At 69.5% G+C, this 25,333-nt stretch carries 20 protein-coding genes; 8 read left to right on the top strand and 12 right to left on the bottom strand.

Annotation, left to right across the window (positions count from 1 at the left end; translation table 11 throughout):
- Positions 1–20: 20 nt before the first annotated feature.
- The gene (locus ACZ7L6_RS32120) at positions 21–803 is read right to left on the bottom strand and encodes a S1 family peptidase (protein WP_471930006.1); all 783 of its coding nucleotides are present in this window, start codon (positions 801–803) and stop codon (positions 21–23) included.
- Between the two features lie 345 nt (positions 804–1,148).
- Between ACZ7L6_RS32120 and ACZ7L6_RS32125 the strand changes: the two genes are divergently transcribed.
- The gene (locus ACZ7L6_RS32125) at positions 1,149–1,748 is read left to right on the top strand and encodes a YdeI/OmpD-associated family protein (protein WP_471930008.1); all 600 of its coding nucleotides are present in this window, start codon (positions 1,149–1,151) and stop codon (positions 1,746–1,748) included.
- On the opposite strand, the gene ACZ7L6_RS32130 is transcribed toward ACZ7L6_RS32125, so the two are convergent.
- Together ACZ7L6_RS32130 and ACZ7L6_RS32135 are read right to left on the bottom strand one after the other, a co-directional pair.
- Positions 1,717–2,355, bottom strand: a complete 639-nt coding sequence (locus tag ACZ7L6_RS32130; protein ID WP_471930010.1) for a hypothetical protein — start codon at positions 2,353–2,355, stop codon at positions 1,717–1,719. The genes ACZ7L6_RS32125 and ACZ7L6_RS32130 overlap by 32 nt on opposite strands.
- Positions 2,356–2,482: 127 nt before the next feature.
- Positions 2,483–3,037 (bottom strand): YceI family protein, encoded by a 555-nt coding sequence (locus ACZ7L6_RS32135; RefSeq protein ID WP_471930012.1) that lies wholly within the window; start codon positions 3,035–3,037, stop codon positions 2,483–2,485.
- A 144-nt stretch (positions 3,038–3,181) separates the two neighbouring features.
- Here ACZ7L6_RS32135 and ACZ7L6_RS32140 point away from each other — a divergent pair, with 144 nt between their 5' ends.
- The 3 genes from ACZ7L6_RS32140 to ACZ7L6_RS32150 all read left to right on the top strand — a co-directional run bounded on the left by ACZ7L6_RS32140 (position 3,182) and on the right by ACZ7L6_RS32150 (position 7,523).
- The gene (locus ACZ7L6_RS32140; RefSeq protein WP_471930014.1) at positions 3,182–5,533 is read left to right on the top strand and encodes a polysaccharide lyase 8 family protein; all 2,352 of its coding nucleotides are present in this window, start codon (positions 3,182–3,184) and stop codon (positions 5,531–5,533) included.
- A gap of 154 nt (positions 5,534–5,687) precedes the next feature.
- Complete coding sequence (locus ACZ7L6_RS32145; protein WP_471930016.1) at positions 5,688–7,271, top strand: acyl-CoA carboxylase subunit beta; 1,584 nt, start codon at positions 5,688–5,690, stop codon at positions 7,269–7,271.
- A 57-nt stretch (positions 7,272–7,328) separates the two neighbouring features.
- Positions 7,329–7,523, top strand: a complete 195-nt coding sequence (locus ACZ7L6_RS32150) for an acyl-CoA carboxylase subunit epsilon (protein WP_471930017.1) — start codon at positions 7,329–7,331, stop codon at positions 7,521–7,523.
- Positions 7,524–7,596: 73 nt separating this feature from the next.
- Here ACZ7L6_RS32150 and ACZ7L6_RS32155 read toward each other — a convergent pair whose 3' ends face one another.
- The 9 genes from ACZ7L6_RS32155 to ACZ7L6_RS32195 form a co-directional block, all read right to left on the bottom strand.
- The gene (locus ACZ7L6_RS32155; protein WP_471930018.1) at positions 7,597–10,749 is read right to left on the bottom strand and encodes an NACHT domain-containing protein; all 3,153 of its coding nucleotides are present in this window, start codon (positions 10,747–10,749) and stop codon (positions 7,597–7,599) included.
- A 94-nt stretch (positions 10,750–10,843) separates the two neighbouring features.
- A complete protein-coding gene (locus ACZ7L6_RS32160) occupies positions 10,844–11,425 on the bottom strand; it encodes a GTP-binding protein (RefSeq protein WP_031224757.1) in 582 nt (193 codons plus the stop codon).
- Positions 11,406–11,978, bottom strand: coding sequence for a DUF742 domain-containing protein (locus ACZ7L6_RS32165; protein ID WP_398823379.1), 573 nt, complete (start codon positions 11,976–11,978; stop codon positions 11,406–11,408). Before ACZ7L6_RS32165 ends, ACZ7L6_RS32160 begins: the two co-directional genes overlap by 20 nt.
- Positions 11,979–12,073: 95 nt before the next feature.
- Positions 12,074–12,487: a roadblock/LC7 domain-containing protein gene (locus ACZ7L6_RS32170; RefSeq protein ID WP_004983065.1), complete on the bottom strand. Its 414-nt coding sequence runs from the start codon at positions 12,485–12,487 to the stop codon at positions 12,074–12,076.
- Positions 12,488–12,497: 10 nt separating this feature from the next.
- The gene (locus ACZ7L6_RS32175) at positions 12,498–15,770 is read right to left on the bottom strand and encodes a sensor histidine kinase (protein ID WP_471930019.1); all 3,273 of its coding nucleotides are present in this window, start codon (positions 15,768–15,770) and stop codon (positions 12,498–12,500) included.
- A gap of 387 nt (positions 15,771–16,157) precedes the next feature.
- On the bottom strand, positions 16,158–16,733 hold the full coding sequence (locus tag ACZ7L6_RS32180) for a GTP-binding protein (protein ID WP_388801008.1): 576 nt from the start codon (positions 16,731–16,733) through the stop codon (positions 16,158–16,160).
- Positions 16,714–17,112 carry a DUF742 domain-containing protein gene (locus ACZ7L6_RS32185; protein ID WP_003997626.1) on the bottom strand — a complete coding sequence of 133 codons (399 nt, stop codon included), beginning with the start codon at positions 17,110–17,112 and terminating at the stop codon, positions 16,714–16,716. Before ACZ7L6_RS32185 ends, ACZ7L6_RS32180 begins: the two co-directional genes overlap by 20 nt.
- A 112-nt stretch (positions 17,113–17,224) precedes the next feature.
- The gene (locus ACZ7L6_RS32190) at positions 17,225–17,638 is read right to left on the bottom strand and encodes a roadblock/LC7 domain-containing protein (RefSeq protein WP_003993189.1); all 414 of its coding nucleotides are present in this window, start codon (positions 17,636–17,638) and stop codon (positions 17,225–17,227) included.
- 9 nt (positions 17,639–17,647) lie between these two features.
- Positions 17,648–21,340 (bottom strand): sensor histidine kinase, encoded by a 3,693-nt coding sequence (locus ACZ7L6_RS32195; RefSeq protein ID WP_471930021.1) that lies wholly within the window; start codon positions 21,338–21,340, stop codon positions 17,648–17,650.
- Positions 21,341–21,942: 602 nt separating this feature from the next.
- Between ACZ7L6_RS32195 and ACZ7L6_RS32200 the strand changes: the two genes are divergently transcribed.
- The 4 genes from ACZ7L6_RS32200 to ACZ7L6_RS32215 all read left to right on the top strand — a co-directional run bounded on the left by ACZ7L6_RS32200 (position 21,943) and on the right by ACZ7L6_RS32215 (position 25,179).
- Positions 21,943–22,128, top strand: coding sequence for a hypothetical protein (locus tag ACZ7L6_RS32200; protein ID WP_471930023.1), 186 nt, complete (start codon positions 21,943–21,945; stop codon positions 22,126–22,128).
- Positions 22,129–22,307: 179 nt separating this feature from the next.
- Positions 22,308–23,093 carry a fumarylacetoacetate hydrolase family protein gene (locus ACZ7L6_RS32205; protein WP_471930025.1) on the top strand — a complete coding sequence of 262 codons (786 nt, stop codon included), beginning with the start codon at positions 22,308–22,310 and terminating at the stop codon, positions 23,091–23,093.
- A complete protein-coding gene (gene gltX, locus ACZ7L6_RS32210) occupies positions 23,077–24,561 on the top strand; it encodes a glutamate--tRNA ligase (protein WP_471930027.1) in 1,485 nt (494 codons plus the stop codon). The genes ACZ7L6_RS32205 and gltX overlap by 17 nt, the downstream gene beginning before the upstream one ends.
- 204 nt (positions 24,562–24,765) lie before the next feature.
- Complete coding sequence (locus ACZ7L6_RS32215; protein ID WP_471930029.1) at positions 24,766–25,179, top strand: hypothetical protein; 414 nt, start codon at positions 24,766–24,768, stop codon at positions 25,177–25,179.
- Positions 25,180–25,333: the final 154 nt, after the last annotated feature.

The raw sequence follows: 25,333 nt of genomic DNA on the forward strand, positions 1-25,333 counted from the left end.
AGGTCAGAGGTACCGAGCGGTCAGAGCGAGGACGCCGCCGAGGCGATCGCGGAGGCGAAGGTCGAGACCTCGGTGTAGACGCCGGGGGCGTTCGGGCGGGCGCAGCCTATGCCCCAGCTGACGATGCCGACCTGGATCCAGGCGTTGTTGGCGTCGCGGCGGAACATGGGGCCGCCGGAGTCGCCCTGGCAGGTGTCGACGCCGCCCTGCGCGTAGCCGGCGCAGATCTCCTCGTTCGCGATGAGGCCGCTGTAGCCGCTGTAGGAACGGCACTGGGCGTCGCTGACGAACGGCACGTTGGCCTTGAGCATGTAGCGCTGCTGGCCGCCGCCCTCGGTGGCCGCGCCCCAGCCGGCGACGGTGAAGGTGCCGGTGTTGTACTGCGTGGTGGTGGCGATCTTCAGCGTCGGCAGGTTGATCGGCTGGGCGAGCTTGATGAGCGCCCAGTCCTTGCCGTTGCCGTTGTAGCCGGGGGCCCGGTACACGTACGTGGAACGGACCTGGACGCGGCCGCTGGTGGACTGCAGGTCCACGACGCCGGCGGTGGCGGTGATGCTGGTGTTCGGGCCGGTCGAGCCCACACAGTGCGCGGCGGTGAGCACGATCTGCTGGGTGTAGAGCGCGCCGCCACAGCCCATGGAGAGCCGGACCATGAACGGGAACTCGCCCTGCGCGGCGCGGGTTCCGCCGACCACGGGCTGCGGAGCGGCCTCCGCGGCCGAGACGGGCTGAAGGCTGACGATCGCCAGAGCGGTGGCGCCGATGGCCGCGCATCTCTTGAGCGCGGTGAGGAGCTTCTTCAACGTGATGCCTTCCGTGGGGGGTTGGACATACGTACGTGGAGAGCGCTGGACTGTCAGGGGCATGCCACGCAAGGGGAAAGAAGAGGGAAGGGAACCTCTCCCTGTGACATGCGCCGGTCAAATCTGTTGCTGGATTATGGGAACGCTGTGACCGCCCCCACAAGTGGCCAAATCCGGCCACGCCCGCACCCGGCCCGCAACCCCAGCCGCCACAGGGCACCGGCATCGACATGGACCGTGATCCACGCATGCCAGTGCCCGTCACGCCCGGCCGCGCCCTGATTTCACCGCCCGGGCCGGGCTTTTAGGCCAAGACCTGACCTATGGCGCACTTACCGTGTCCCCATGACCACCCCCGACGGCACCGAGCCCCTCTCCTTCGACTCCGCCGCCGCCCTCGACAACTGGCTGACCACCCACCCCGCCCCCCGGCACCGGAGCCTCTGGATCAAGGTCGCCAAGAAGGGCTCCGGCATCCCGTCCGTCACCGCCGCCGAGGTCAACGACGTCGCCCTGTGCCACGGCTGGATCACCGGTCAGCGCAAGGGTCTCGACGCCGCGCACTTCCTTCAGAGGATCACTCCGCGGCGGCCGGACAGCCTGTGGTCGATGGTCAACGTGCGGCGCGTCGAGCAGCTGACGGCCGCCGGTTCTATGCGGCCCGCCGGCCTAGCGGAGGTGGACGCCGCGAAGGCCGACGGTCGGTGGGAGGCGGCGTACGCGTCACAGAAGGACGCGACCGTCCCCGACGACCTCGCGGCCGCACTGAAGCAGAACCTCAGGGCCGAGGCCGCCTTCGACGGGCTGGGCAGGACGGACCGGTACCTCGTCGTGCTCGGCATCCTCCGGGCGCGGACGCCGGAGAGCCGGGCGGTTCAAGTGACCTCCGCGGTGGCGAAGTTGGAGTCCTCCGTCAGTTCTCCACCGCCGCCTTCGCGAACTTGACCAGCCGGTCGAAGTCGATGGCCCCCGGGTCCCCGTGCTTGTTCTCGGGGACGTGCATGTGCCCGCAGACCCCCTTGAACGCGTCCCACTTCGCCCCGCTCATCCGCTGCCCACCCCCGTTCCCGTACGACGTCGGGTACGCGGGCCACAGCGCCGGGCCCCGCAGCGGTACGTCGTGCTCGGTGTGCATCCAGGTCAGGAAGCGGGCGACGCCGAGCAGGGCCCACTCGGGGGCCTGCGGCCAGTAGAAGTGGGCCTTCCCCGCCGCCTTCCACCTCGCGTGACGGTCGGGATCGCAGGTGCCGACCAGCTCGGCCTGGCAGACGTTGAGGGTGTTCGTCTCGACGCCGCCCGGCTTGTTGCGCAGCGCGCGGGACGAGACGTCGATGTCGAAGTGCTGGTACCACTTCAGCCTCTTGGCGGCCGGGTCCGGCACGGCCGTGAGGTTGGGCGCCGAAGCGCCACCCTGGTAGTCGGGCAGCGAGCGGCCCTCGGTGGTGTGCAGGACGACGACGTTGACCTCCATCGCCTTGCCGCCGAAGTCGTCCTGGTACCAGTGGTCCCGGTTCGCGCCCGGATAGTGCTGCGGTCCTGTCTTCCTGGGCATTGCGCCTCCCCCGATGCGGAATCTCTGCAGACATGACCGAGCACCCGCCCTCCTGATACGGGGGAGTCGGAGGGCGAGTGCTCAGCTGGAGGGGGAGGACCGAGGCGGCGGCGGTGCCGCCGAAGGCTCACGCGTTCCTGATCGCCGAGATGTCGAAGTTCAGCTTGATCTTGTCGGAGACCAGCACGCCGCCCGTCTCCAGGGCCGCGTTCCAGGTCAGGCCCCACTCGGAGCGCTTGATCTCCGCCTTGCCCTCGAAGCCGACGCGCTCGTTGCCGAAGGGGTCCTTCGCCGCGCCGTTGAACTCCAGGTCGATGGTGACCGGCCGGGTCGTGCCGAGGATCGTCAGGTCGCCGGTGATGCGGTAGTCGTCGCCGCCTACGGCCTCGGCCGAGGTCGAGCGGAAGGTCATCGTCGGGAACTCGTCGATCTTGAAGAAGTCGGCGCTCTTGAGGTGACCGTCGCGGTCCGCGGACCCGGTGTCGATGCTCTCCATCTTGACGTCGATGGACGCCGTGGACGCCGACGGGTCGCTGCCGTCCAGGTGCAGCGAGCCGCTGAAGTCGAGGAACTTGCCCTTGACGTTGGTGACCATGGCGTGCCGGACGGTGAAGCCGATGGTGGAGTGGGCCGTGTCGATCGTGTAGTCGCCGGTCAGTGCGGAGAGGTCGGTGTTCGCCATGACGTGCTCCTTCGAGAAGATGCCGTGAGGATGTTGAATCTTGAACTACATCAACGCGACCGACCCTAGACCTATTCCGTTCAGGATTCAACATCATCCGCCAGGTGTTGGCGTGGTTACTGTGAGGTGGTAGATGCCCAGGGCATGAACCCGAAGCGAAGAGTCTCCGCAGGAGCCGCCGCAGGCCCCAACCGCCGAGCCGTCTTACTCGCGGCGGCCCTCCTCGCCACGGCTGTTCCCCCCGCTCCGGCCGCCCGCGCCGCCGTCGCCGACCCCTACGACACCCTCCGCCTGCGCTGGCTCGACATCGCCCTCGGCACCGGCTACGACCCCGCGGCACAGCCGTACGCCTCCCGCCTCGCCGAAACCGGCACCCTCGCCCGCGGCTTCCGCGCGACCATGGCCCCCACCCCCACCTCCCTCTGGCCCGGCCACCCCTACGACCCGCCCGCCGGCATCACCCAGAGCTACGGCCGCCTGTGGACCATGACCCAGGCCTACGTCCAGCCCGGCACCGGCTCCACCGCCGACCCTGACCTCCTCGCCGACGTCCTGCGCGGCCTCGACCACCTCTCCGTCACCGTCTACAACCCCTCCACCACCCGCTACGGCAACTGGTGGGAATGGCAGATCGGCAGCCCCCGCCTGCTGATGGACATCACGGCCGCCCTGTACGGCCGCCTCGGCGACGCCCGTATCGCCGACGCCTGCGCAGCCGTCGACCACTTCATCCCGGACGCGATGCTCACCGACTACTCCGGCACCTCCACCGGCGCCAACCGCGTCGACCTGTGCCGCAGCGTCGCCCTGCGCGGCATCCTCGGCCGGGCCCCCGCCAAGATCGCGCTCGCCCGTGACGCGCTCTCGCCGGTCTTCCCGTACGTCACCAAGGGGGACGGCCTCTACGCCGACGGCTCCTTCGTCCAGCACACCTGGGTCGCCTACTCCGGCACCTACGGCCAGGTCCTCCTCGACGGCCTCGGCCGCCTCTTCGCCCTGCTCGCCGGATCCGAGTGGGCGGTGACCGACCCGAACAGACAGATCATCCTCGACAGCGTCGAGCGTGCCTACGCACCCCTCATCCACGACGGCTTGATCACGGACAGCGTCAACGGCCGCGCCATCAGCCGGGGTTACCTCAAGAGCGACGAGCGGCACGTGATGCGCAGTGACCACTTCCACGGCCAGGGCGTCATCGCCGCCATGGCCCTGCTCGCGGCCGGGGCGAGCGCGGCGGAACGGGAGCGCTGGTACGGCCGTATCAAGGGATGGATCGAACGGGACGCGGTCACACCTATCCTGACGGCCCGCCAGTTCGGGGTCGCCGACCTCGCCCGGCTGCACGCCGTCGCCGCGTCGCCCGTCCCCGCCGCGCCCGAGCCCACCGGCCACCACCTCTTCGCCGCGATGGACCGGGCGGTACACCGCCGCCCGCACTTCGTCGCGAACATCGCCATGGCGAGCGACCGCATCGCCCACTACGAGTGCGGCAACGGCGAGAACCCGCGCGGCTGGCACACCGGCGCCGGGATGCTCTCCTGGTGGGCGGAGGGCGTCGGCGACCAGTACACCGACTGGTACTGGCCGACCGTCGACTGGTACCGCCTCCCCGGTACGACCGTCTCCACCAAGCGCCTTCCCGACAGGGCGGGCGGCGAGTGGGGCGAGCCCAAGCCGGACGTGCGGTGGGTCGGCGGCACGACCGACGGCGAGTACGCGGCCATCGGGCAGCACGTGAAGGGGCTGGGGTCGACCCTCGAAGCCCGCAAGTCGTGGTTCTGCGTCGCGGACGCCGTGATCTGCCTCGGCGCCGGGATCAGCTGTGCCGACGGCGTCCCCGTCGAGACGGTCGTCGACAACCGCAACCTGGGCGAGGGCGGCACCCAGGCCTTCGTCCGCGGACCCGGCTGGGCGCATCTGGAGGGCCACGGCGGCTGGGTGGTGCCGTACGGCGATCTGCGCACCCTGCGCGAGGACCGAACCGGCGCATGGTCCGACATCAACACCGGCAGCACGACCGAGCGCCGCACCCGCCGCTGGCAGACCCTCTGGCTGGACCACGGCACGGACCCGACGGACGCGACGTACGTCTACCTGCTGATGCCCGGCGCCGGCCGGCATGCGGTGGCCGCCCGGGCCGCACAGAGCGCCCGCTGGCTGTCGATCCTGGCCAACGACGCCGCGTGCCAGGCGGTCCGCGTCCCCTCCCTCGGCCTGACGACCGCCACCTTCTGGCAGCCGGGTACGGCGGGCCCGCTCACCGCCTCCGCCGGCGCGAGCATGCTGCTCCGCCGTCGGGGCCGTACCGCTACGCTCTGCGTGAGCGAGCCGCCCCGCACGGGCGAGCCGCTGGAGATCACCTGGGACCACCCCGTACGGCGGATCGTACGGGCGGACGACTCGGTCGAGGTCCTCTCGGCGGGCCGCCGACTGCGGGTCCGTGTCACTCCGGGGATGGTATGTACGACCCACCGATGTGAGGTGGCTCTCGGCTGACGTCTTTGTGCGACCCCGACAACCCGCACGCCCTCTGAGCAGTCGGAAAGGCTGCATGCCGTGATGGTTCTGTTCAGGGGTACCAGGAAATGGCTCCGGAGACTGTACGGAGTCAACGGCTCGCTTTCCTTCTTGTCCTTCGTAAGGTCGCTACATGACCGTTTTGGAAGAGGCACCGGGTGAGCCGATCGACGCCCGCGGGCGGACCGCCGAGCTGCACGAGATCCGTGCGCAGGCGCTGGCCGGTCCCAGCGAGAAGGCGACCGCGGCGCAGCACGCCAAGGGCAAGCTGACCGCCCGGGAGCGGATCGAGCTGCTGCTGGACCCGGGCTCCTTCCGGGAGGTCGAGCAGCTGCGCCGGCACCGCGCGGTCGGATTCGGCCTGGAGGCCAAGAAGCCGTACACCGACGGTGTCATCACCGGCTGGGGCACGGTGGAGGGCCGTACGGTCTTCGTCTACGCCCATGACTTCCGCATCTTCGGCGGCGCGCTGGGCGAGGCCCACGCCACCAAGATCCACAAGATCATGGACATGGCCATCGCGGCGGGCGCGCCCCTGGTGTCGCTCAACGACGGCGCGGGCGCCCGTATCCAGGAGGGCGTCTCCGCCCTCGCCGGCTACGGCGGCATCTTCCAGCGCAACACCAAGGCGAGCGGTGTCATCCCGCAGATCTCGGTCATGCTCGGCCCGTGCGCCGGCGGCGCGGCGTACTCGCCCGCCCTGACCGACTTCGTCTTCATGGTCCGCGAGACCTCCCAGATGTTCATCACCGGACCCGACGTGGTCAAGGCGGTGACGGGCGAGGAGATCACCCAGAACGGCCTGGGCGGCGCGGACGTGCACGCCGAGACCTCCGGCGTGTGCCACTTCGCGTACGACGACGAGGAGACGTGCATCGCGGAGGTCCGCTACCTCCTCTCGCTCCTCCCTCAGAACAACCGCGAGAACCCGCCCCGGGTCGACTCCGCGGACGCCGCCGACCGCCGCTCGGACGTCCTGCTCGACCTGGTCCCGGCGGACGGCAACCGGCCGTACGACATGGCCAAGGTCATCGAGGAGATCGTCGACGACGGCGAGTACCTGGAGGTCCACGAGCGCTGGGCGCGGAACATCATCTGCGCGCTGGCGAGGCTGGACGGCCAGGTGGTCGGCATCATCGCGAACCAACCGCAGGTGCTGGCAGGCGTCCTGGACATCGAGGCCAGTGAAAAGGCCGCGCGCTTCGTGCAGATGTGCGACGCCTTCAACATCCCGATCGTCACTCTTCTGGACGTACCCGGCTTCCTGCCCGGCGTGGACCAGGAGCACGGTGGAATCATCCGCCACGGCGCGAAGCTCCTCTACGCCTACTGCAACGCGACCGTGCCGCGGATCTCGCTGATCCTGCGCAAGGCGTACGGAGGTGCCTACATCGTCATGGACAGCCAGTCCATCGGTGCCGACCTCACTTACGCCTGGCCGACGAACGAGATCGCCGTGATGGGCGCGGAGGGTGCGGCCAACGTCATCTTCCGCCGGCAGATCGCCGAGGCCGAGGACCCCGACGCCATGCGGGCCCGCATGGTCAAGGAGTACAAGTCCGAGCTCATGCACCCGTACTACGCGGCCGAGCGCGGTCTCGTCGACGACGTGATCGACCCCTCGGAAACCCGCGAGGTGCTGATCAAGTCCCTGGCGATGCTCCAGACCAAGCACGCCGACCTGCCCTCCCGCAAGCACGGCAACCCCCCGCAGTAACCCGGCGGACCCTTCGCGGCACCCCCGCGGAAACCTCTCTCACGGAGACTGACACCCATGAACCTCCCTGACATTCGCGTCGAGAAGGGCCACGCCGAGCCCGAGGAAGTCGCCGCCATCACGGCGATCCTCCTGGCCCGCGCCGCCGCCCAGCCCTCCGCCCCGACTCCGACCCACCGCGGCCGCGCGAAGGCGGGCTGGCGCCGCCTGGAGCGCGAGCCGGGCTTCCGGGCGCCGCACAGCTGGCGCTGATACTCCAGCCGGCGCTGAGACTTCACCGCGATCGCACGGGCCCCGCCTTCATCGAAGGCGGGGCCGTCGCGGTTCAGCCGTGCTTCACCCGGACGCCCGGTATGGGAGTCGTGGGCAGAGGGACGTCCTGGTTGACATACACGATCAGTTGCGGCTGTTCCGGGGTGCGGGCCAGCGGCTCGAGCGCCGGAAGGTGTGCGGTGTTGCGCAGATCCAGGCGTCGCAGCCGGCTCAGCGCGGCGATCGGTCCCAGATCGCGCGGTAGCCGACAGCGGTGGAGGTTCAGTTCGGTCAGGAAGGGTGCCAGCGTCTCCAGTCCGGGCAGCCAGGTGCTCAGATCGAAGCCGGACAGGGAGAGCGACTCCAGCCATCTCAGTCCGGCCGAGTCGTCCAGACCTCGTGGAGTGCCGGTGCCTTCCAGGGTCAGGTTCGACCAGGCGGCCCGTTCGAGCAGCGGACTCAGGTCGATGTTCTCGGGGAGTCTGCCCAGTCCCAGGCTCGTCAGGGCCGCCGGGATCGGAATGGTGTCGAACGGAGGCAGCGAGGCCCAGTCCTGAAGCTGGAGGTTGGTCAATGCGGTCAGGCCGTGCAGTGGCCCGGCGTCCAGGAGCGGAAGGTCTCCGTGGTCACACAGGACGAGATTGCTCAGCGAAGTGCGCTCGCGCAGCGGTGAGAGGTCGTTGTCACCGGTCAACCACGGTATCCAGAGCCAGTCCAGCTCCTCGAAGGACGCGGTGGAGGCCAGACCGCTCGTGAATTCGTATCCGATGTATATGCGGCGCGCCTGCCGCAGGCGTAGCGCCGCGGGCCACTGGGAGGGATGCGCGACATGCAACTGCACCTCCGCCAGAGGTAGACGACACAGCACCCGGTCCGCGTAATCGTCGGGGTCGAAGTACTCCCACACCTCCACGAGCTCCCGCCCTACGTCCCCGCTCGCCCCCTCCGCGTAGGCCGCCAGCCGGTCGAGGGCGTCCTCGCCCCCGATCAGGGCCGCGGTACGTACGGTGGTCCGCGCCGCATGTGCCGACATCCCCTCGAGGGTCCCCGGCAACCGGCGCAGCAGAGAAGTTCCCACGGCCGCCAGTGATCCGGCCTCGGAGCTGCGCCGCGGCGGGACCAGCGTGGTCAGCGCCTCGTCCAACCGTCTCGCCAGATCGTCCGGCACGGTCGTCATCGTCTCCAGGCAGGAGGCGGCGAGCAGCCGCAGTCGACGGGAGTGCCGGGGTTCGGCGACCGCCCGGTCCAGGACACCGCCGACCAGCTCACGCCGCTGTCGCAGATTCGCGTGCCCCGCCGCCATCACGATCGTCTCGCGCCACAGATCGAGGTGGGCCCGCTCGACCAGGTTCCCCATGTTGTCCTCGTCCGCCGCGTCCTGTGCGGCGAGATACTCCTGGAAGGTGCGGTGCACGAAGTCCACGCGGCCTTCGACGGGCGAGCGCAGAACACCCGAGCGGGCGATCAGATGGTCGAGGACGCCGCTCCCGTCGACGTCGTCCAGATGCCGCATCGCAGCCATCCGGGTCGTGATGTACCGGCACGCCTGGTCCGTGGAGATCTCGGTGCGGTTGTTGTCGGAGAGCCGCCAGGCCAGGTCGCGCAGCACGCACAGCTTGTCCGACAGGGTGAGGGGGCTGTTCAGCGCGCTGGGCACCCTCCGGTCCGCGTCCCGGTGCTGGACCAGTGTCTCCAGCGCGATCTTGTACAACTCCATCCGGTTGCGCGGAAGTTGTCGGCCCTTGCTCAGGTGCAGCGCACAGATCAGCGCCGCCAGCAAGGGGTTCGCTGCCAGGGACTGCAGATGCGGCCGGTCCTGCAGGCTCGTCAGCAGCGCCCTTTCGTATTGCGGCAACTCCTCGACCGAGCAGGGAAGTTCGTCTCCGTGCTCGCGCACCGCGCGATGCCATTGCCGTACGAAAGCGGTCAGATCGGCCGGAGCCATCCGGTCCAACTGGTAGGCGGCGAAACCCTCGGTGCGCAGCCAGTCCGTCCGCGCGGCGGCCGGCCGGGAGGTGACCACCACCCGCAGATCGGCGTAGGCGTGCAGCAGGCCGCGCAACCACGCGCGGACCGCCCCGCGTTCCCCGGAGAGGAGTTCGTCCACCCCGTCGACCAGCAACAGTACGCGTCCGTCGTGCAGGGCGCGGTCCATCCAGCCCTTGGGCATATGACCGGTGAGGGAGCCGGCGACACCGTCCAGCAGGGCTTCCGGCAGTGGCAGTTCACGTCCGGCGTACCGGCGCAGCTTCACCAGGACCGGTATCAGGCCGTTCCAGCCGCTCAACGGGCCCGAGAAGGCGCCTCTGGCCGCGGTGACCGCCAACCACTGCATCAGCGTCGTCTTGCCGGATCCCGCCTCGCCCCGCAGCAGCACCCGGGAGGTGCCGCCGAGGGCGCTCTCCACCCGCATCCCGGTGCTCTCCGGCTCCTCCCAGTCCCGCAGTCCCCGGCGCAGCAGGGGCCGCGTCCCGGCTGCCGTCCGACGGCGTCCGCTGTCCGACGTGGCCCGCATGCTGACGTACGCCACCGACAGCTTCGCCCGGGTGACCTGCTCCGAGGCGAGTCGGAACAGCTCCACCTCGTCGAGCGACCGGCTCACCAGCCCCAGATACTCACGCAGGAACGCATCGTCCTCGTCCGAGCCGTCGGGTGCGTACAGGGACCGGGTCGGCAACCGCTCCAGCACCCGGGCCAGTTCCGCCCCCAACGACGTCGTACGCCCCAGCAGTTCGGTCACCGCGCGCTCCGTGAACACCGGCAGGCGGCGCAGGATCCGTACGTAGCAGTCGCAGCACTCGGTGAACAGCAGCTCGTAGTAACGCTCGGCGGGCTCGCTCAGGCCCGTGGGCCGTGGAGCGTCACGCCGTATCCGTCGGACCAACTCGGCAGCGTCCGCGTCCGATTCCAGCACCGCCTCGTCCGACAGATCGGAGTGCGCGAAGGTGTCCGTGACGCCTTGGACCGCCGCCAGCCGTTCGTTCTCCGCCAGTCCCCGGAACTCGTGTGCCAGCAACGGCTCCACCCGCGCCGCCACCGCGTCCGCGATTTCCTCGAACTGCCGCTCCACGCTGCGTTGGGACCGCAGTCCCGGCACCCGGAGCCGGATGAGCTCCGACATCCCCGCTCGGCGTTCCTGCTCGCTTCTGCGGCCGCCGAGCCACAGCCGGACCGCACTCGTCGCGACCGTCTGCCCGAGCCGCAACGCCGCCACCTCGACGCTCATCCCGATCCCCCGTACGCCGACCGTTGCTCATTGTGGCAGTGGGGTACGACAAAGGGGCCCTTCCTTAAGGAAAGGGCCCCTCGAGACGGGGTGGTTACCGCAACCGCGCCATCAACGCGTGCTCCACCAACGTGATCAGCGTCGACTTCGCGTCCGCCCGATGCCGCGCGTCCGTCGTGATGATCGGCGTGTCCGGGCCGATCTGCAGGGCCTCGCGGACCTCGTCCGGGTTGTACGGCTGGTTGCCGTCGAAACCGTTGAGGGCGATGACGAAGGGGAGACCCGAGTTCTCGAAGTAGTCGACCGCGGGGAAGCAGTCGGCGAGGCGCCGGGTGTCCACGAGCACCACCGCGCCGATCGCGCCGCGGACCAGGTCGTCCCACATGAACCAGAAGCGGTCCTGACCCGGCGTACCGAAGAGGTACAGGATCAGGTCCTGGTCCAGGGTGATACGGCCGAAGTCCATGGCCACCGTGGTGGTGGTCTTGTCTCCGGTGTGGGTGAGGTCGTCGATGCCCGCCGAAGCGGATGTCATGACGGCCTCGGTGCGCAGCGGGTTGATCTCCGAGACGGCGCCGACGAACGTGGTCTTGCCCACGCCGAAGCCGCCAGCCACCACGATCTTCGCGGACGTGGTGGAGCGGGAAGGCCCTCCGCTAGAGCTTGCGAAGTCCACTGAGCACCCTTTCGAGCAGTGTCACGTCTGGCTGGCCGCCGGCGTTCTCGTCGCCGCCGGGCTGATGGATGGCGACCAGGCCCGCCTCCGCCAAGTCGGCGACGAGGATCCTGGCCACGCCGAGGGGGATCGTGAGGAGAGCGGAGATCTCCGCCACCGACTTGATCTCCCGGCAGAGGTTGCAGATCCGCTGATGCTCGGGCAGCTGGCCCTGCATCTGGTGCGGCTGCGCGGTGGTGTGCACCAGTGCCTCGATGGCGAGCTGGTAGCGCGGGCGCGTCCGGCCGCCGGTCATGGCGTACGGGCGCACCAGGGGGTTGTTCGACGCCCCGGCGGGCGCCGGCTCAGGGGCGCGTCGCTGCGGCTGCACCGGCTGGATGCGCGGCGCCGGCGGCTGGTCGTACGGCGAGGGCCCGGGGCCCTGCGGAGCGTACGGCTGCCGCTGGCTCGGCGAGGAGGGGAAGTTGTACCGGTTCTGGGAACCGTCGTTGTGACCCTGGGCAGGGCCGTACGACCAGTTGCCCGCTGACGAACCGTCTGGGGGTGTTGCCACTTTCTCTCCTCCTCCGACTGTGCCTGGCACCCATCATGTGGAGCCGCGTCCCGAAACCTTACGGCCCCGGGACGTCAAAACGCACCGACTGTCTGTTAGTTGAGCAGGCTGCCTTGAAGCTCCGCACGCAGATCCGGTGTCAGGACCGTACCGGCACGGTCGACCAGAAGCGCCATCTCGTACCCAATGAGGCCGATGTCCGCCTCGGGATGTGCGAGGACGGCGAGCGACGAACCGTCGGAGATGGACATGATGAAGAGGAATCCCCGCTCCATCTCCACAACCGTCTGGTTCACGCTGCCACCCTCGAAGATGCGGGAGGCGCCTGCCGTCAGTGACGTCAGACCGGAGGCGACGGCCGCGAGCTGGTCGGCGCGGTCGCGCGGGAAGCCTTCGGACATCGCCAGAAGGAGTCCGTCGGCGGAGACCACCACCGTGTGCGACACCCCGGGGGTGTTGTCCACGAAGTTGGTGATCAACCAGTTCAGGTTCTGTGCCGCCTGGCTCATCGGGCTCACACTAACGCTCCTGGTTGTAGGTGCTGTCAGGACCGAAGCCCTGGCCGTTCGTTTCACTTCCCGCACTGCGACCCCGCTGGACACCCCGGCGCAGGTTGCTCAGCCTGCCCCGGACGTCCTCGGGAGCGCGGGAGACCTGTGGGCCGCCCTGTGGGGTGGCTGCGGCGGCTCCCTCGACCAGGTTGGCCTTGGGTACCCGCCGCGGCAGGCCGGAGGAGGTCACTCCGCCTGCCTTGGGCTTCCGGAGCTGCGCGGCCTGCTGCCAGCGGTCGTCGTTCTGCGAACGCCAGCTGCTGTCGCCGTTGCTCTCCGGTGTGGGGGCCGGCGCTTCCTGCCGCGCGGGCCGTGCGCCGTTGGTGCCGCTCGCCGTGGATCCGCGGCGGGGAAGCCCGGCGTCGGTCAGCGCGTGGCCGGCGGTGGGGGCCGGTCCCGGACGGTCGAAGCCTACGCGGTCACGCTCGTTCGCGTCATCGGCCTGCGCGGATTCCGTTTCCGGAGCGTAACTGTCCGGGTATCCGTTGCGGTAGCCGTTCGACTGCGGCCAGTCGTCCTGCTGACGCCGCTGCTCGAAGGCCGTGAAGGTCTCCGGGGCGGACGCGCTCGCGGCCGCGGGCTCCTCGCGGGCCGGCTCCGGATACGAGGGCTCGGGGTAGCCGCCGCCCGACGAGAAGGTGTCCTTCTGCGGCAGGCCACCGTTCGGCGCGTAGTACTGGTCGTCGTACGACGGCCGCTGCGGCTCGTCGTAGCCGCCCCGCTGGGGCTCCTCGTACGCGGTCTGCTGCTGCTCCTCGTACGACGTCTGCCGCTGCTCCTCGTACGCCCGCTGCGGGTCGTACCCGCCGGGCTGCTCGGGGTAGCCGTTCTGGCCGTCGTAGCCCCGCTGACCGGTGAACTCGTCGTACGCGGGTCCCTCGGGCGTCTCCTGGCCGGGCTGCTGGCCGTGCGCCTGAGCCTCCAGGGCCGCGCGGCGCTCCTCACGCATCAGGGAGCGGCCGACGGGGTCCAGCTCGCGTATGTCGTCGGGGACCTCGGCGTAGCGGCTGTCGTCGAAGCCGAGCTCGGCGGCGGTGCGCATCGGCAGACCGTTGTTGAAGTCCTCACCCTGGAAGTTCTGCTCCGGGATGATCTGCGACACCGTGAACTCGTCGTGGGCGGGCTGCTGCTCGCCGCCACCGCCGTGCGTGATCGCGTCCGGCAGCATGACCAGCGAGGTGGTGCCGGCCTGCTCGCCGGAGGGGCGCAGCTGGACACGGATGCCGTGCCGGTCGGACAGTCGGCCGACCACGAAGAGGCCCATGCGCTGGGAGATCGCGGCGTCCACGGTCGGCGGGTTGGCCAGCTTGTGGTTGATGTCCGCGAAGTCCTCGGCGGTGAGGCCGATGCCCTTGTCGTGGATCTCGATCATCACGCGGCCGTCGGGGAGACGGGTCGCGGTGACGCGGACCTTGGTCTGCGGGGAGGAGAACGTCGTCGCGTTCTCCAGCAGCTCGGCGAGCAGGTGCACGAGGTCGGTCACGGCGCGGCCGTGGATCTCGGCCTCCGGGACGCCCGACAGCTCGATGCGCTCGTACTGCTCCACCTCGGAGGAGGCGGCGCGCAGCACGTCGACCAGCGGGACCGGCTGGTCCCAGCGGCGGCCGGGCTCCTCGCCGGCGAGGACGAGGAGGTTCTCGCCGTTGCGGCGCATACGGGTCGCGAGGTGGTCCAGCTTGAAGAGGTTCTCCAGCTGGTCCGGGTCGGCCTCGTTGTTCTCCAGGTCGGTGATCAGGGTCAGCTGGCCCTCGATCAGCGACTGGTTGCGGCGCGACAGGTTGGTGAAGATCGCGTTGATGTTGCCCCGCAGCAGGGCCTGCTCGGCGGCGAGCCGGACGGCCTCGCGGTGGACCTGGTCGAAGGCGCGGGCGACCTCGCCGATCTCGTCGCGGGTGTTGATCGGGATGGGTGCGACACGGGTGTCCACGCGGCCGGGGTCGGTGCGCGAGAGCTGGTCGACCAGCATCGGCAGGCGCTGCTCGGCGATACCGAAGGCGGCGTTGCGCAGCTGGCGCATCGAGCGGGACATCTGGCGGGCGACCATGCCGGCCAGGATGAACGCGGCGAGCAGGGCGACGACGACCGCGGCACCGGTGATCAGGGCGTCACGCTTGGCGTCGTCGGAGATGGTGGCGGCCTCGTTCACCGCGGTGTTGGCGAGGTCGTTCTCGATGTCGCGGTAGGCGTTGTACTTGAGGGTGTTGACCGCCCACCAGTTCTCGGCGGTGATGCCCTGCTGGGCGAGCGTGGCACGCTCACTGGTGTCCGTGGACGTCAGTTGGGCCAGCGCTCCGACCATCTTGGTCGGGTCCGACGGCGGCGCGACGTAGTCCGGGTTCTTCTGCTTGGCCGCCTTGGCCATCGCAAGGCCCTCGGCCTGGATTTCCTTCTTGGCGTCGTCGAGCTTCTTGTTGTCCTGCTCGGTGCCACCGCTGATGTACTCCTGGATGGCGATGCCCTCCAGGTAGGCGTACGAGGAGAGGGCGATGCGCTGCCTGGACAGGTCCGTGGCCTTGGGACCCGGCTTGATCAGCATGTGCATACCGATGGAGCGCTCCAGGGAGAGCGCGCCCTTGGTGAGCGAGATGGCGTAGACGGTACGGCCGTAGCTGGTGATGTTGCCGGTGCCGAGACCCAGCTCGTTGGAGAACTCGAGCAGGCGGTGCTCGACCTCGACGTAGCCCTCTTCGGTCTCCACGCCGGACAGCTTGTTGGTGTAGGCGGCCGCGCGGAGCTCCGCCAGGTCCGGCTCCACCTCACGGAAGCGCTCGAGACGGCGCACCAGGTTGGGCCGGTCGGGCATGTTCTGGGCGGCCTCGTCGAAGGCGTCGGCGGCCTTGTCGGTCCTGTCGCGGGCCTGGACGACCGCCTCGTCGTCCTGTCCCTTGCCCTGGAGCAGGGGAGCGGCGGTCGAGTCGCGCTCGACGAGGAGGGCGTCGCCGTAGGCCAGGGCGGCCTGCACCAGACGCGCGGTGTTCTCCGCGTCCTCGGCCTCCTGCCAGGTGTCGATCGAGCTCTTGACCTGGAAGCCGCCCATGACGAGGCCGACCAGCACGGGTATGAGCAGGATCGCGTTCAGCCGGGTCGGCACGCGCCAGTTGCGCGGGGAGAGACGGCCGCCGCTGGGCGCGGGCGCCGCCGTTGGTTCCGATCCGGGCACAGGGGCGGGCGCCGCTCCGCGCGGCGGCGGGGTGAAGTTGCCCCGGGCCGACGGCTCGGGACTGTTCTTGCTTCGCCTCACTCGACCAACAACCTTCCGGCGGGGTCGGCACCTACGTTGTGCCGCAGTGTCTCAGAGCCCAGTTCGCCATTGAGTACGCAGTACTGCTGAGTACGTCTTTGACTATTGGGCAGTTCAGGCATTCCAGCACGTCGGCCTGCGCTCTTCCAAACAGTGGAAGAGGAGGATTCGGAGTGATGTAAGCCCCAGATAAAACGGTCATAAAGAACGAGCCCCGTCAAAAGACGGGGCCTTTGTGAGCGCAGCGAGACCGCTTGACCGCGACGAGTGGCCGTACCACCCGATTCCTCTGCCGAAACGTTATGAACAACGAAGCCGACCGTGTCAAAGGCCACAGTCGGCTCCGCCACATCTACGACAACTGCCGTATGGCGCTTCCGACTTGATCTACCTCAGCCGGGCCATCAGCGCGTGCTCCACCAGCGTGATCAGCGCACTCTTGGCATCCGAGCGGTGCCGGGCGTCTGTAGTGATGATCGGGGTGTCCGGACCGATCTGCAGCGCCTCGCGCACTTCCTCGGGCTGGTACGGCTGGTGCCCGTCGAATCCGTTGAGCGCGACCACGAACGGCAGGCCGCTGTTCTCGAAGTAGTCGACCGCCGGGAAGCAGTCCGCCAGGCGCCGGGTGTCCACGAGCACCACCGCGCCGATCGCACCGCGCACCAGGTCGTCCCACATGAACCAGAAGCGGTCCTGACCCGGCGTACCGAACAGGTACAGGATCAGGTCCTGGTCCAGGGTGATACGGCCGAAGTCCATGGCCACCGTCGTGGTGGTCTTGTCACCGGTGTGCGTGAGGTCGTCGATGCCCGCGCTCGCGGACGTCATCACGGCCTCGGTGCGCAGCGGGTTGATCTCCGAGACGGCGCCCACGAACGTGGTCTTGCCCACGCCGAAGCCGCCCGCCACCACGATCTTGGCGGAGGTGGTGGCCCGCCCCGGTTCAGAGCTTGCGAAGTCCACTGAGCACCCTTTCGAGCAGCGTCACGTCCGGAGCGCCGCCGTTGTTCTCGTCGCCACCCGGCTGGTGGATGGCGACCAGGCCGGCCTCCGCGAGGTCCGCGACCAGAATCCTGGCCACGCCCAGCGGCATGGACAGCAGCGCGGAGACCTCGGCGACCGACTTCACCTCACGGCACAGATGGCAGATGCGCTGGTGCTCCGGAAGGAGCCCCATGAGCGCTGCCGGGTCGGCCGTGGTGCTGATCAGGGCCTCGATGGCCAACTGGTAGCGCGGCCGGGTCCGGCCGCCGGTCATCGCGTACGGACGTACCAGCGGCTGGTCGCCCTCATCCTCGTACGGCTCCGCGTACGGATCATGAGAGGCGGTGGGCGGGGTCATGAATCCTCCGGGCGGGGACAGCAAGTCGGTCAGTCAAGCCGTCTGAAGTGGCCGGTGGGGGGATTGTGGCGGCCGGACGGTGATTTGGTGAGACGGGTGGATCCGGAAGTGATCAGTGGAGCAGACTGCCTTGGAGTTCGGCGCGCAGGTCGGGCGTGAGCACCGCGCCCGCGCGGTCGACCAGCAGCGCCATCTCGTAGCCGACGAGGCCGATGTCGCATTCGGGGTGTGCCAGGACGGCGAGGGACGAACCGTCCGAGACGGACATGAGGAAGAGGAATCCTCGCTCCATCTCGACGACGGTCTGTGCCACGCTGCCGCCCTCGAAGATCCGGGAGGCCCCCGCCGTCAGCGAGGTCAGACCCGACGCGACGGCCGCCAGCTGGTCGGCACGGTCGCGCGGGAACCCCTCCGACATGGCCAGCAGAAGACCGTCGGCGGACACGACGACGGTGTGGGACACACCCGGGGTGTTGTCCACGAAGTTGGTGATCAACCAGTTGAGGTTCTGTGCCGCCTGGCTCATCTGGCTCAACTAACGCTCCTGCTGGTGAGTGGGGTTCGGGAAGCTGCCGGTCTGGCCGCTGCCGACCTGACGGCCTTGTGCGATACCCCGACGGAGATTGGTCAGCCGGCCGCGTACGTCGTCAGGCGCACGCGAGACCTGCGGACCGGCTTGGTGCTGTTGCTGCTGAGCCGTACCCGGGACGAGGTTCGCCCTGGGCACCCGGCGCGGCAGGCCGGAGGTGGTGACACCGCCCGCGGCCGGCTGCCGGACGCGTTCCGCCTGCCGGACGAGGTCGTCGTTCGGCGAGCTGCGCCAGGAGGCCGAGGCGGGAGGCTGGGAGGGAGCCGCGGGAGCCTGCGGCTGCTGTGGAGCGGGAGCCGGAGCCGAGCCTCCCGCACCGGGCTGACGCCCCTGCTGGCTGCCGTGGAACCAGTTGGTCTCCAGTGTGTCGTACAGCGGGGTACGCCCGTCACCGGGACCCGTCGCGGGCGGCAGGGCCTCGGGCTCCTGGCGGGCGGGCCGCTGCTGCGGACGCGCCGGGGCCGGGGGCTGCGGGGCACCGTAGCCGGAGCCGCCGCCGTACGTGCCGTTGACCTGGGGCCGCTCGAACTGGCCGGTGGAGTCGCCGTTCGGGCGGCCGGGCAGGGCGTGCTGGCCCGTCGAGCTGCCGTCGTACGCCTGCGGTGCGGGGTACTGACCCGTCTGCGACGAGTTGTTCTGCGTACCCGGGGCGCCGAAGACGTCCGGGCGGACGTACTGGCCCGTGTTCTGCGATCCGTTCGCAGCGGGGCGGGCGAGGTCGGAGGGCGAGCCCGGGCCCTGGTGGGCGTCGGGACGCGGGACCGCCGGCATCTCGGCCGTCGAGCCGGGGCCCTGACGGTCGTCGATCCGGGGCATCCGGGAGGTCTGTGCGGGGTCCTCGTCGTGCCCGCGCGGGGTGTCCAGCGAGGCGCGAGGCACCGGCGGCTGGGCGTTCTCGTCGCTCCAGCTGGGGCGGGCGGGCTGGTTGCCGCCCGGCAGCTCGGCCCGCGCACCACCGCGCGGCGGCAGCTGCGGCCGACGGCCACGACGGCCGCCGCCCTGCTCGGCACCGGCGGACGGGGACGCGGACGGCTGCGACGCGGGTCCCTGCGGCCGGGACTGCTCACGGCCGGAGCCGCCGAAGGCGTCCTGGCCCGAGCCGAACAGGTCCTGACCCGTACCGGCGGCCTGCAGCCCCTGCGGAGCACCCGGAGCCTGGCCACCGAACCCGGCACCCGCACCGGCCGGCGGCCGGCCCTGCGAAGGAGCGCCCGGACCCTGCGGCCCGCGCGGCGCGCCCGGTCCACCCGGAAGCCCGCCACCGTCACGCCCGGGCAGCGCGGCCCGCGGACCCTGACCGGCACCGAGCCGGCCCCCGCCGGACGCACCGGCACCGAGCGCACCACCCGGCGCACCCGAGCCGAGGGAGCCGCCACCGGCCTGGGCCTGGCGACGCGCGGCGGCCGCACCGGCGGCGGCCTGCGCCGCGGCCGGACCACCGGAGCCACCGGGGCCGCTCGGACCGGGCTTGCCCGGAGCGGGCTTCTTGCCGCCCTGGGCGACATCGACGGGGAGCATGACCAGCGCGGTCGTGCCGCCGGAGTCGGACGGGCGCAGCTGGATGCGGATGCCGTGCCGCTGCGACAGCCGGCCGACCACGAACAGACCCATGCGGCGGGAGACCGAGACGTCCACGGTGGGCGGCGAGGCGAGCCGCTCGTTGATCGCCGCGAGGTCCTCGGGGGAGAGGCCGATACCGGTGTCGTGGATCTCGATCAGCACGCGGCCGTCGGGCAGCGCGTGACCGGTGACCTTGACCTTGGTCTGCGGGGAGGAGAACGAGGTCGCGTTCTCCAGCAGCTCGGCGAGCAGGTGCACGAGGTCGTTGACCACGCGGCCGGCCACTTCGGTGGTCGGCACGGAGGCCAGCTCGATGCGCTCGTACTGCTCCACCTCGGACGCGGCGGCACGGAGCACGTCGACCAGCGGGACCGGGCGGGTCCAGCGACGGCCGGGCTCTTCACCGGCGAGGACGAGGAGGTTCTCACCGTTACGGCGCATACGCGTCGCGAGGTGGTCGAGCTTGAACAGCGAGGACAGCTGGTCCGGGTCGGCCTCGCGGGACTCGAGCTCGGAGATCAGCGACAGCTGGCGCTGGATGAGGCCCTGGGAGCGGCGCGAGAGGTTGGTGAACATCGCGTTGACGTTGCCCCGCAGGAGGGCCTGCTCGGCGGCGAGGCGGACCGCCTCGCGGTGCACGTCGTCGAAGGCCGCGGCCACCTGGCCGATCTCGTCCCGGGAGTGCACACCGACCGACTCGACGGAGGTGTCGACGTCCTGCGGGTCGGACTCGGACAGCTGCTTGACCAGCTCGGGCAGCCGGTCCTGGGCGACCTTGGTGGCGGTCTCCTCCAGACGGCGCAGCGAGCGGATCATGGAGCGGGCCACGACGAAGGCACCGACCAGCGAGACACCGAGCACGAGCAGGATCAGCGCACCGGAGATGATCGCTTCGCGCTCGGACTCGTTGCGCAGCTCGCGGGCCTTCTGCTCCATCTGCTCGAGCAGCGTGGTCTCGATGGCGCGCATGCCCTGGATCTTGGTGGTGCTGTCGTCCACCCAGTCCCGGTACGACCGCTTGTCCAGCGACTGCAGACCGGTCGAGGTGGTGAGGGCACGGTTGGCGTAGGTGTCGCTGGCCTTGATCGTCGGGTTGCCGTCGCCGATCGGCTTCAGCAGTTCCTCGGCGGCTTCCGTGCCGTAGATGTTCTTGAAGCTGCTGATCTCGGACTTCTGGCTCTTCAGCGCCGAGTCGGCGTACAGCCGGTCGTTCTCCGACAGGTCGCTGTCGGAGGTGGTGTTGGCCGGGAGCGCCGCGGCGAGGACCGCGCGCTGGATGGACGAGTACTCCTTGGCCGAGGAGAAGGCGGCCAGGGCACGCGTGCTCTGGATCATCTCCGGGTTGCTGGTCGCCTCGGCCATGTCCTGCGAGAGGTCGAGCAGGTGAGTGATCAGCCGGTGGTAGGCCTCCACGGTCTGCGTGGAGTTGCCGTCGGCCTGGTAGGCGCCGTTGCGGATCTCGGAGACGGTGTTCAGTTCCCGGACCAGCTGGACGATGTTGTCGCGGACGCCCTTGAGGGTGCCGTCTTTGCTGGCGTTGTCGATCTCCTCGGCGGCTTCCCGGAAGCTGTCCGAGGCCCGGTCCGTCTTGTCCCGGTAGCCCTTGACCGTGTAGTCGGTCGCCTTGGCACCGTGCGCGAGCGGACCGGCGGACTGGTCGCGCTCCTCCTGGAGCGCGGTGGCGAGCTCGGTGGCCCGCTTGGTCATGTCCGTCAGCAGCTTCATGTTCTCGAGCTGCTGGATGTCGTCCATGTTGTCGCTGATGCGCAGCGCGCCGAGCGAGGTGGCCGCGACGACGGGGAGCGTCAGCAGCGCCACCAGACGCGTGGAGATACGCCAGTTGCGCAGGGCTATTCGCGAGCCGGGGCCCGGGGAGCCCTTCGGCTTCGCGGTCGGCGGTGATGGAGGGGTCGCCGCCCCCGAGGACGCCGACACGGCGGGGCGCCCGGAGCGCTCACCGCCCTCGACGGACGGGGCCGGGCCCGGGTTCTGGGCGTGCTGGGGCGAGGGACCTCGGTCGGTCCCGCCGTGCTCCGGCTCCGCCGAAGCGCTGCCATCCCTCTTGAAACGTCCCTGCACTAGCGTCGCAACCTCTGGACCAGGCGCCCTTCCGCGTGAACGGACGGACACGGTGTCGGCGTAGTAGGGAGCGTCCTGAACACGCTCCCCGATGGTCGAGTGACCGGCGCTGGCTCCCCCTTCTCGCCGCCACCAGGCGCTCGGTGCGCCCCCTGTGCGCCGGCTCGATCCTGCGGCGGTCCGTGGAATTCCAGCACAGTGCAGGATCTCCAACAAGGCCCGTAGGTCGAGCCGTGACATACGTGACACCAAGTGAGTGCGGGATTACCTGCCGTAGAAACTTATCCCACCCATAACGGACTTATGCCCGCGAGCCGCTCAGGTGCCGGGGGTGTCCCAGTCGCCATGATCAGGAGCGGAATGATGGGTTCAGGGGGTCAATGTCCGTTTCGTTGGGGTGGATCGCGGGTCTGAATTGACCGATTTATCCGCGAACTCGTGAGCAAACTCACACGCAGATCAGGGGACCCCGGCGACTTCTCGTGGGAATCGCATGTTTAGCCTGACGCTTTACAAGAGAAGTGTTTCTGCCCACTCGCGTCGGCCGGCAGGCCACAACAGTCCCGCCCCGGCGCTTCGTCACGACAGGACTCAGTACAACCGTGAAGACGACGACGATGTTCCGCACGATAGCCAACCCGCGGCGCACGACGCTGGCGCACCTCGAGGACGCCGACGAACTGCAGATCCCGCAGCAGCCGGAGCACTCGCTCGACCTTCCCGCTCAGACAGCCAACCCCAAGCGCACCATCCTCCAGGAGATCCCCGTCACCGCCACCGCCCAGTAGTACGCGGCCGGACGACCGGTCGTTCAATCACGTACGAACATCCGGTCACGCGGTTCAACGGCGGACTCCGTCCGTACGAGGCTCAGGGCGCCCGCGGTAATGCGCGAGGCGCCCGCCACTCCCCGCGCTAGCCTGGAGCGTCAGACTCCAGCCAGCTCAGTGAGGGGCGCAAGGATCCCGTGCGCATCGCCAGATTCTCCATCGACGGGAACGTCGCCTTCGGCGCGGTCGAGGGTGACAAGCCGGACGAGCTCGTCCTCGACATCATCAAGGGCATCCCGTTCGCGGACTTCGAGCTCTCCGGCACGAAGGTGCCGCTGAGCAAGGTCAGGCTGCTGCCGCCGGTGCTCCCCAACAAGGTCGTGGCCTTCGGGCGCAACTACGCCGAGCACGCACGCGAACTCGGCAACGAGGTGCCCGACGCGCCGTTCGCCTTCTTCAAGCCGTCCACCGCGGTGATCGGCCCCGGCGACGACATCCAGTACCCGTCCTTCACCGAGGACCTCCAGCACGAGGCCGAGCTGGCCGTCGTCATCGGACGCATGTGCCGCGAGGTGCCGCGTGAGCGCGTCAAGGACGTGATCTTCGGGTACACCTGCGCGATCGACGTCACCGCGCGTGACGTCCAGCGGCGCGAGAAGCAGTGGGCCCGGGCCAAGGGCTTCGACACCTCCTGCCCGCTGGGCCCCTGGGTGGAGACGGACCTCGACCTCGAGCGGGCGTCCGACCTGACGATCCAGCTCACGGTCAACGGCGAACAGCGCCAACTCGGCCGCACCAGCGAGATGATCAACCCCATCGAGGACCTGATCGTCAACATCTCCGAGGCCATGACGCTGCTCCCCGGCGACGTGATCCTCACGGGCACCCCGGCAGGCGTCGGGCCGCTCACCGTCGGCGACGAGGTCGCCGTCACCATCGAAGGCATCGGCACTCTCACCAACAAGGTTGTCAAGCGTGGCTAGCGCACCCGTCCGCGTACGTTTCTGCCCCTCGCCCACCGGTAACCCCCATGTGGGCCTGGTCCGCACCGCCCTGTTCAACTGGGCGTTCGCCCGGCACCACCAGGGCACGCTCGTCTTCCGCATCGAGGACACCGACGCGGCCCGCGACTCGGAGGAGTCGTACGACCAGCTGCTCGACTCGATGCGCTGGCTGGGCTTCGACTGGGACGAGGGCCCCGAGATCGGCGGCCCGCACGCGCCGTACCGCCAGTCGCAGCGCATGGACCTCTACAAGGAGGTCGCGCAGAAGCTGCTCGACGGCGGCTACGCCTACCACTGCTACTGCTCCCAGGAGGAGCTGGACACCCGCCGCGAGGCCGCCCGCGCCGCCGGCAAGCCGTCCGGCTACGACGGCCACTGCCGCGACCTCACGGCCGAGCAGGTCGAGGAGTACAAGGCGCAGGGCCGCGAGCCGATCGTCCGCTTCCGCATGCCCGACGAGACGATCACCTTCACGGACCTGGTCCGCGGCGAGCTGACGTTCACCCCGGAGAACGTCCCGGACTACGGCATCGTCCGGGCGAACGGCGCCCCGCTCTACACCCTCGTCAACCCGGTCGACGACGCCCTGATGGAGATCACCCACGTCCTGCGCGGCGAGGACCTGCTCTCCTCGACGCCCCGTCAGATCGCCCTGTACAAGGCGCTGATGGAGCTGGGCATCGCCAAGGGCGTCCCCGAGTTCGGTCACCTGCCGTACGTGATGGGCGAGGGCAACAAGAAGCTCTCCAAGCGCGACCCGCAGTCCTCGCTGAACCTCTACCGCGAGCGCGGCTTCCTCCCCGAGGGCCTCCTCAACTACCTCTCCCTGCTTGGCTGGTCGCTCTCGGCCGACCAGGACATCTTCACGATGGACGAGATGGTCGCGGCCTTCGACATCAAGGACGTGAACCCCAACCCGGCCCGCTTCGACCTGAAGAAGTGCGAGTCGATCAACGGCGACCACATCCGCCTGCTCGATGTGAAGGACTTCACCGAGCGCTGCCGCCCGTGGCTCCAGGCCCCGTTCGCCCCCTGGGCCCCGGAGGCCTTCGACGAGGTGAAGTGGCAGGCGATCGCGCCGCACGCGCAGACCCGCCTGAAGGTCCTGTCGGAGATCACGGACAACGTCGACTTCCTGTTCCTGGCGGAGCCGGTCTTCGACGAGCCGTCCTGGACGAAGGCGATGAAGGAGGGCAGCGACGCCCTCCTGCGCACCGCCCGCGAGAAGCTGGAGGCCGCCGACTGGACCTCCCCCGACTCCCTGAAGGACGCCGTCCTGGCCGCCGGCGAGGCCCACGGCCTCAAGCTCGGCAAGGCCCAGGCCCCGGTCCGCGTGGCCGTCACGGGCCGCACGGTCGGCCTGCCCCTCTTCGAGTCCCTCGAGGTCCTGGGCAAGGACAAGACCCTGGCCCGGATCGACGCGGCACTGGCGAAGCTGGAGGCGTAGCCCGTACACCGGTGAGGGGCGGCAGCCACGGCGGCTGCCGCCCCTCACTGTTCAACGCGGTTGACCACGGCAGAAGAGGTGTCGGCGCGCGACTGCGAACTCTTGTACGAAGATCGTCGGTCGTGCATAGTTTCCCCGCGCAACACGTGTAATTCACCTGGTTGCCAGGTGGCGCGTAGTCCTGCGCTCGCCAAAAGGAGAGAGATGTCCAACGCCAGACGCCTTGTCGTCGCTGCCCTCGCCGCCTCGGCCCTCACCCTGGGGACGGCCACCTCGTCCTCCGCCGCCATCACCTCGAACTCCTCCAGCGACAGTTGTGGGGCCGTGTACTTCTACGACTACGGCGACACCTTCAAGTTCCTGGACACCTGCACGGACGGCAAGGGCGTGCGCCTGCAGTACACGAACCCCACCACGGGCACTCCCTCCACGAGCCAGACCAAGATCAACGTGGACTACACCGGCGGCTACACCGGGTGGGACCTGAACAACGCGTACGTCTACGACACGGACATGAACGAGGACGCCTGCTTCTACTACCGTGTCGGCCACGTGGACAACGGCGCCTACGTCAGCGGTTCCTACGGCGGCTGGAACCTGACCTGCGCCGCCAACTAGCGCGTTGACAGCGGGGCGGCGTCCGGTTCGGGCGCCGCCCTCGTCGTATCCACCCAGCCGTCGCCCGGAGTTCATCTCTCCGGTCAACTCCCGCTTGCCCAAGGCGCGTTGGCTGCTCCCCGTGCACATGATGTGCGTGTGCACCCTGTTACAG

The sequence above is a fragment of the Streptomyces sp. NPDC107522 genome (genome assembly GCF_055657525.1).

What these genes read in the sequence shown, in the direction of transcription:
- ACZ7L6_RS32135 (WP_471930012.1), bottom strand. Translation starts at nt 3,037, where the DNA reads ATGGCGAACACCGACCTCTCCGCACTGACCGGCGACTACACGATCGAC.
- ACZ7L6_RS32155 (WP_471930018.1), bottom strand. Translation starts at nt 10,749, where the DNA reads ATGAGCGTCGAGGTGGCGGCGTTGCGGCTCGGGCAGACGGTCGCGACG.
- ACZ7L6_RS32215 (WP_471930029.1), top strand. Translation starts at nt 24,766, where the DNA reads ATGTCCAACGCCAGACGCCTTGTCGTCGCTGCCCTCGCCGCCTCGGCC.
- ACZ7L6_RS32140 (WP_471930014.1), top strand. Translation starts at nt 3,182, where the DNA reads ATGAACCCGAAGCGAAGAGTCTCCGCAGGAGCCGCCGCAGGCCCCAAC.
- ACZ7L6_RS32185 (WP_003997626.1), bottom strand. Translation starts at nt 17,112, where the DNA reads ATGACCCCGCCCACCGCCTCTCATGATCCGTACGCGGAGCCGTACGAG.
- ACZ7L6_RS32130 (WP_471930010.1), bottom strand. Translation starts at nt 2,355, where the DNA reads ATGCCCAGGAAGACAGGACCGCAGCACTATCCGGGCGCGAACCGGGAC.
- ACZ7L6_RS32190 (WP_003993189.1), bottom strand. Translation starts at nt 17,638, where the DNA reads ATGAGCCAGGCGGCACAGAACCTCAACTGGTTGATCACCAACTTCGTG.
- ACZ7L6_RS32125 (WP_471930008.1), top strand. Translation starts at nt 1,149, where the DNA reads ATGACCACCCCCGACGGCACCGAGCCCCTCTCCTTCGACTCCGCCGCC.
- ACZ7L6_RS32170 (WP_004983065.1), bottom strand. Translation starts at nt 12,487, where the DNA reads ATGAGCCAGGCGGCACAGAACCTGAACTGGTTGATCACCAACTTCGTG.
- ACZ7L6_RS32150 (WP_471930017.1), top strand. Translation starts at nt 7,329, where the DNA reads ATGAACCTCCCTGACATTCGCGTCGAGAAGGGCCACGCCGAGCCCGAG.
- ACZ7L6_RS32145 (WP_471930016.1), top strand. Translation starts at nt 5,688, where the DNA reads ATGACCGTTTTGGAAGAGGCACCGGGTGAGCCGATCGACGCCCGCGGG.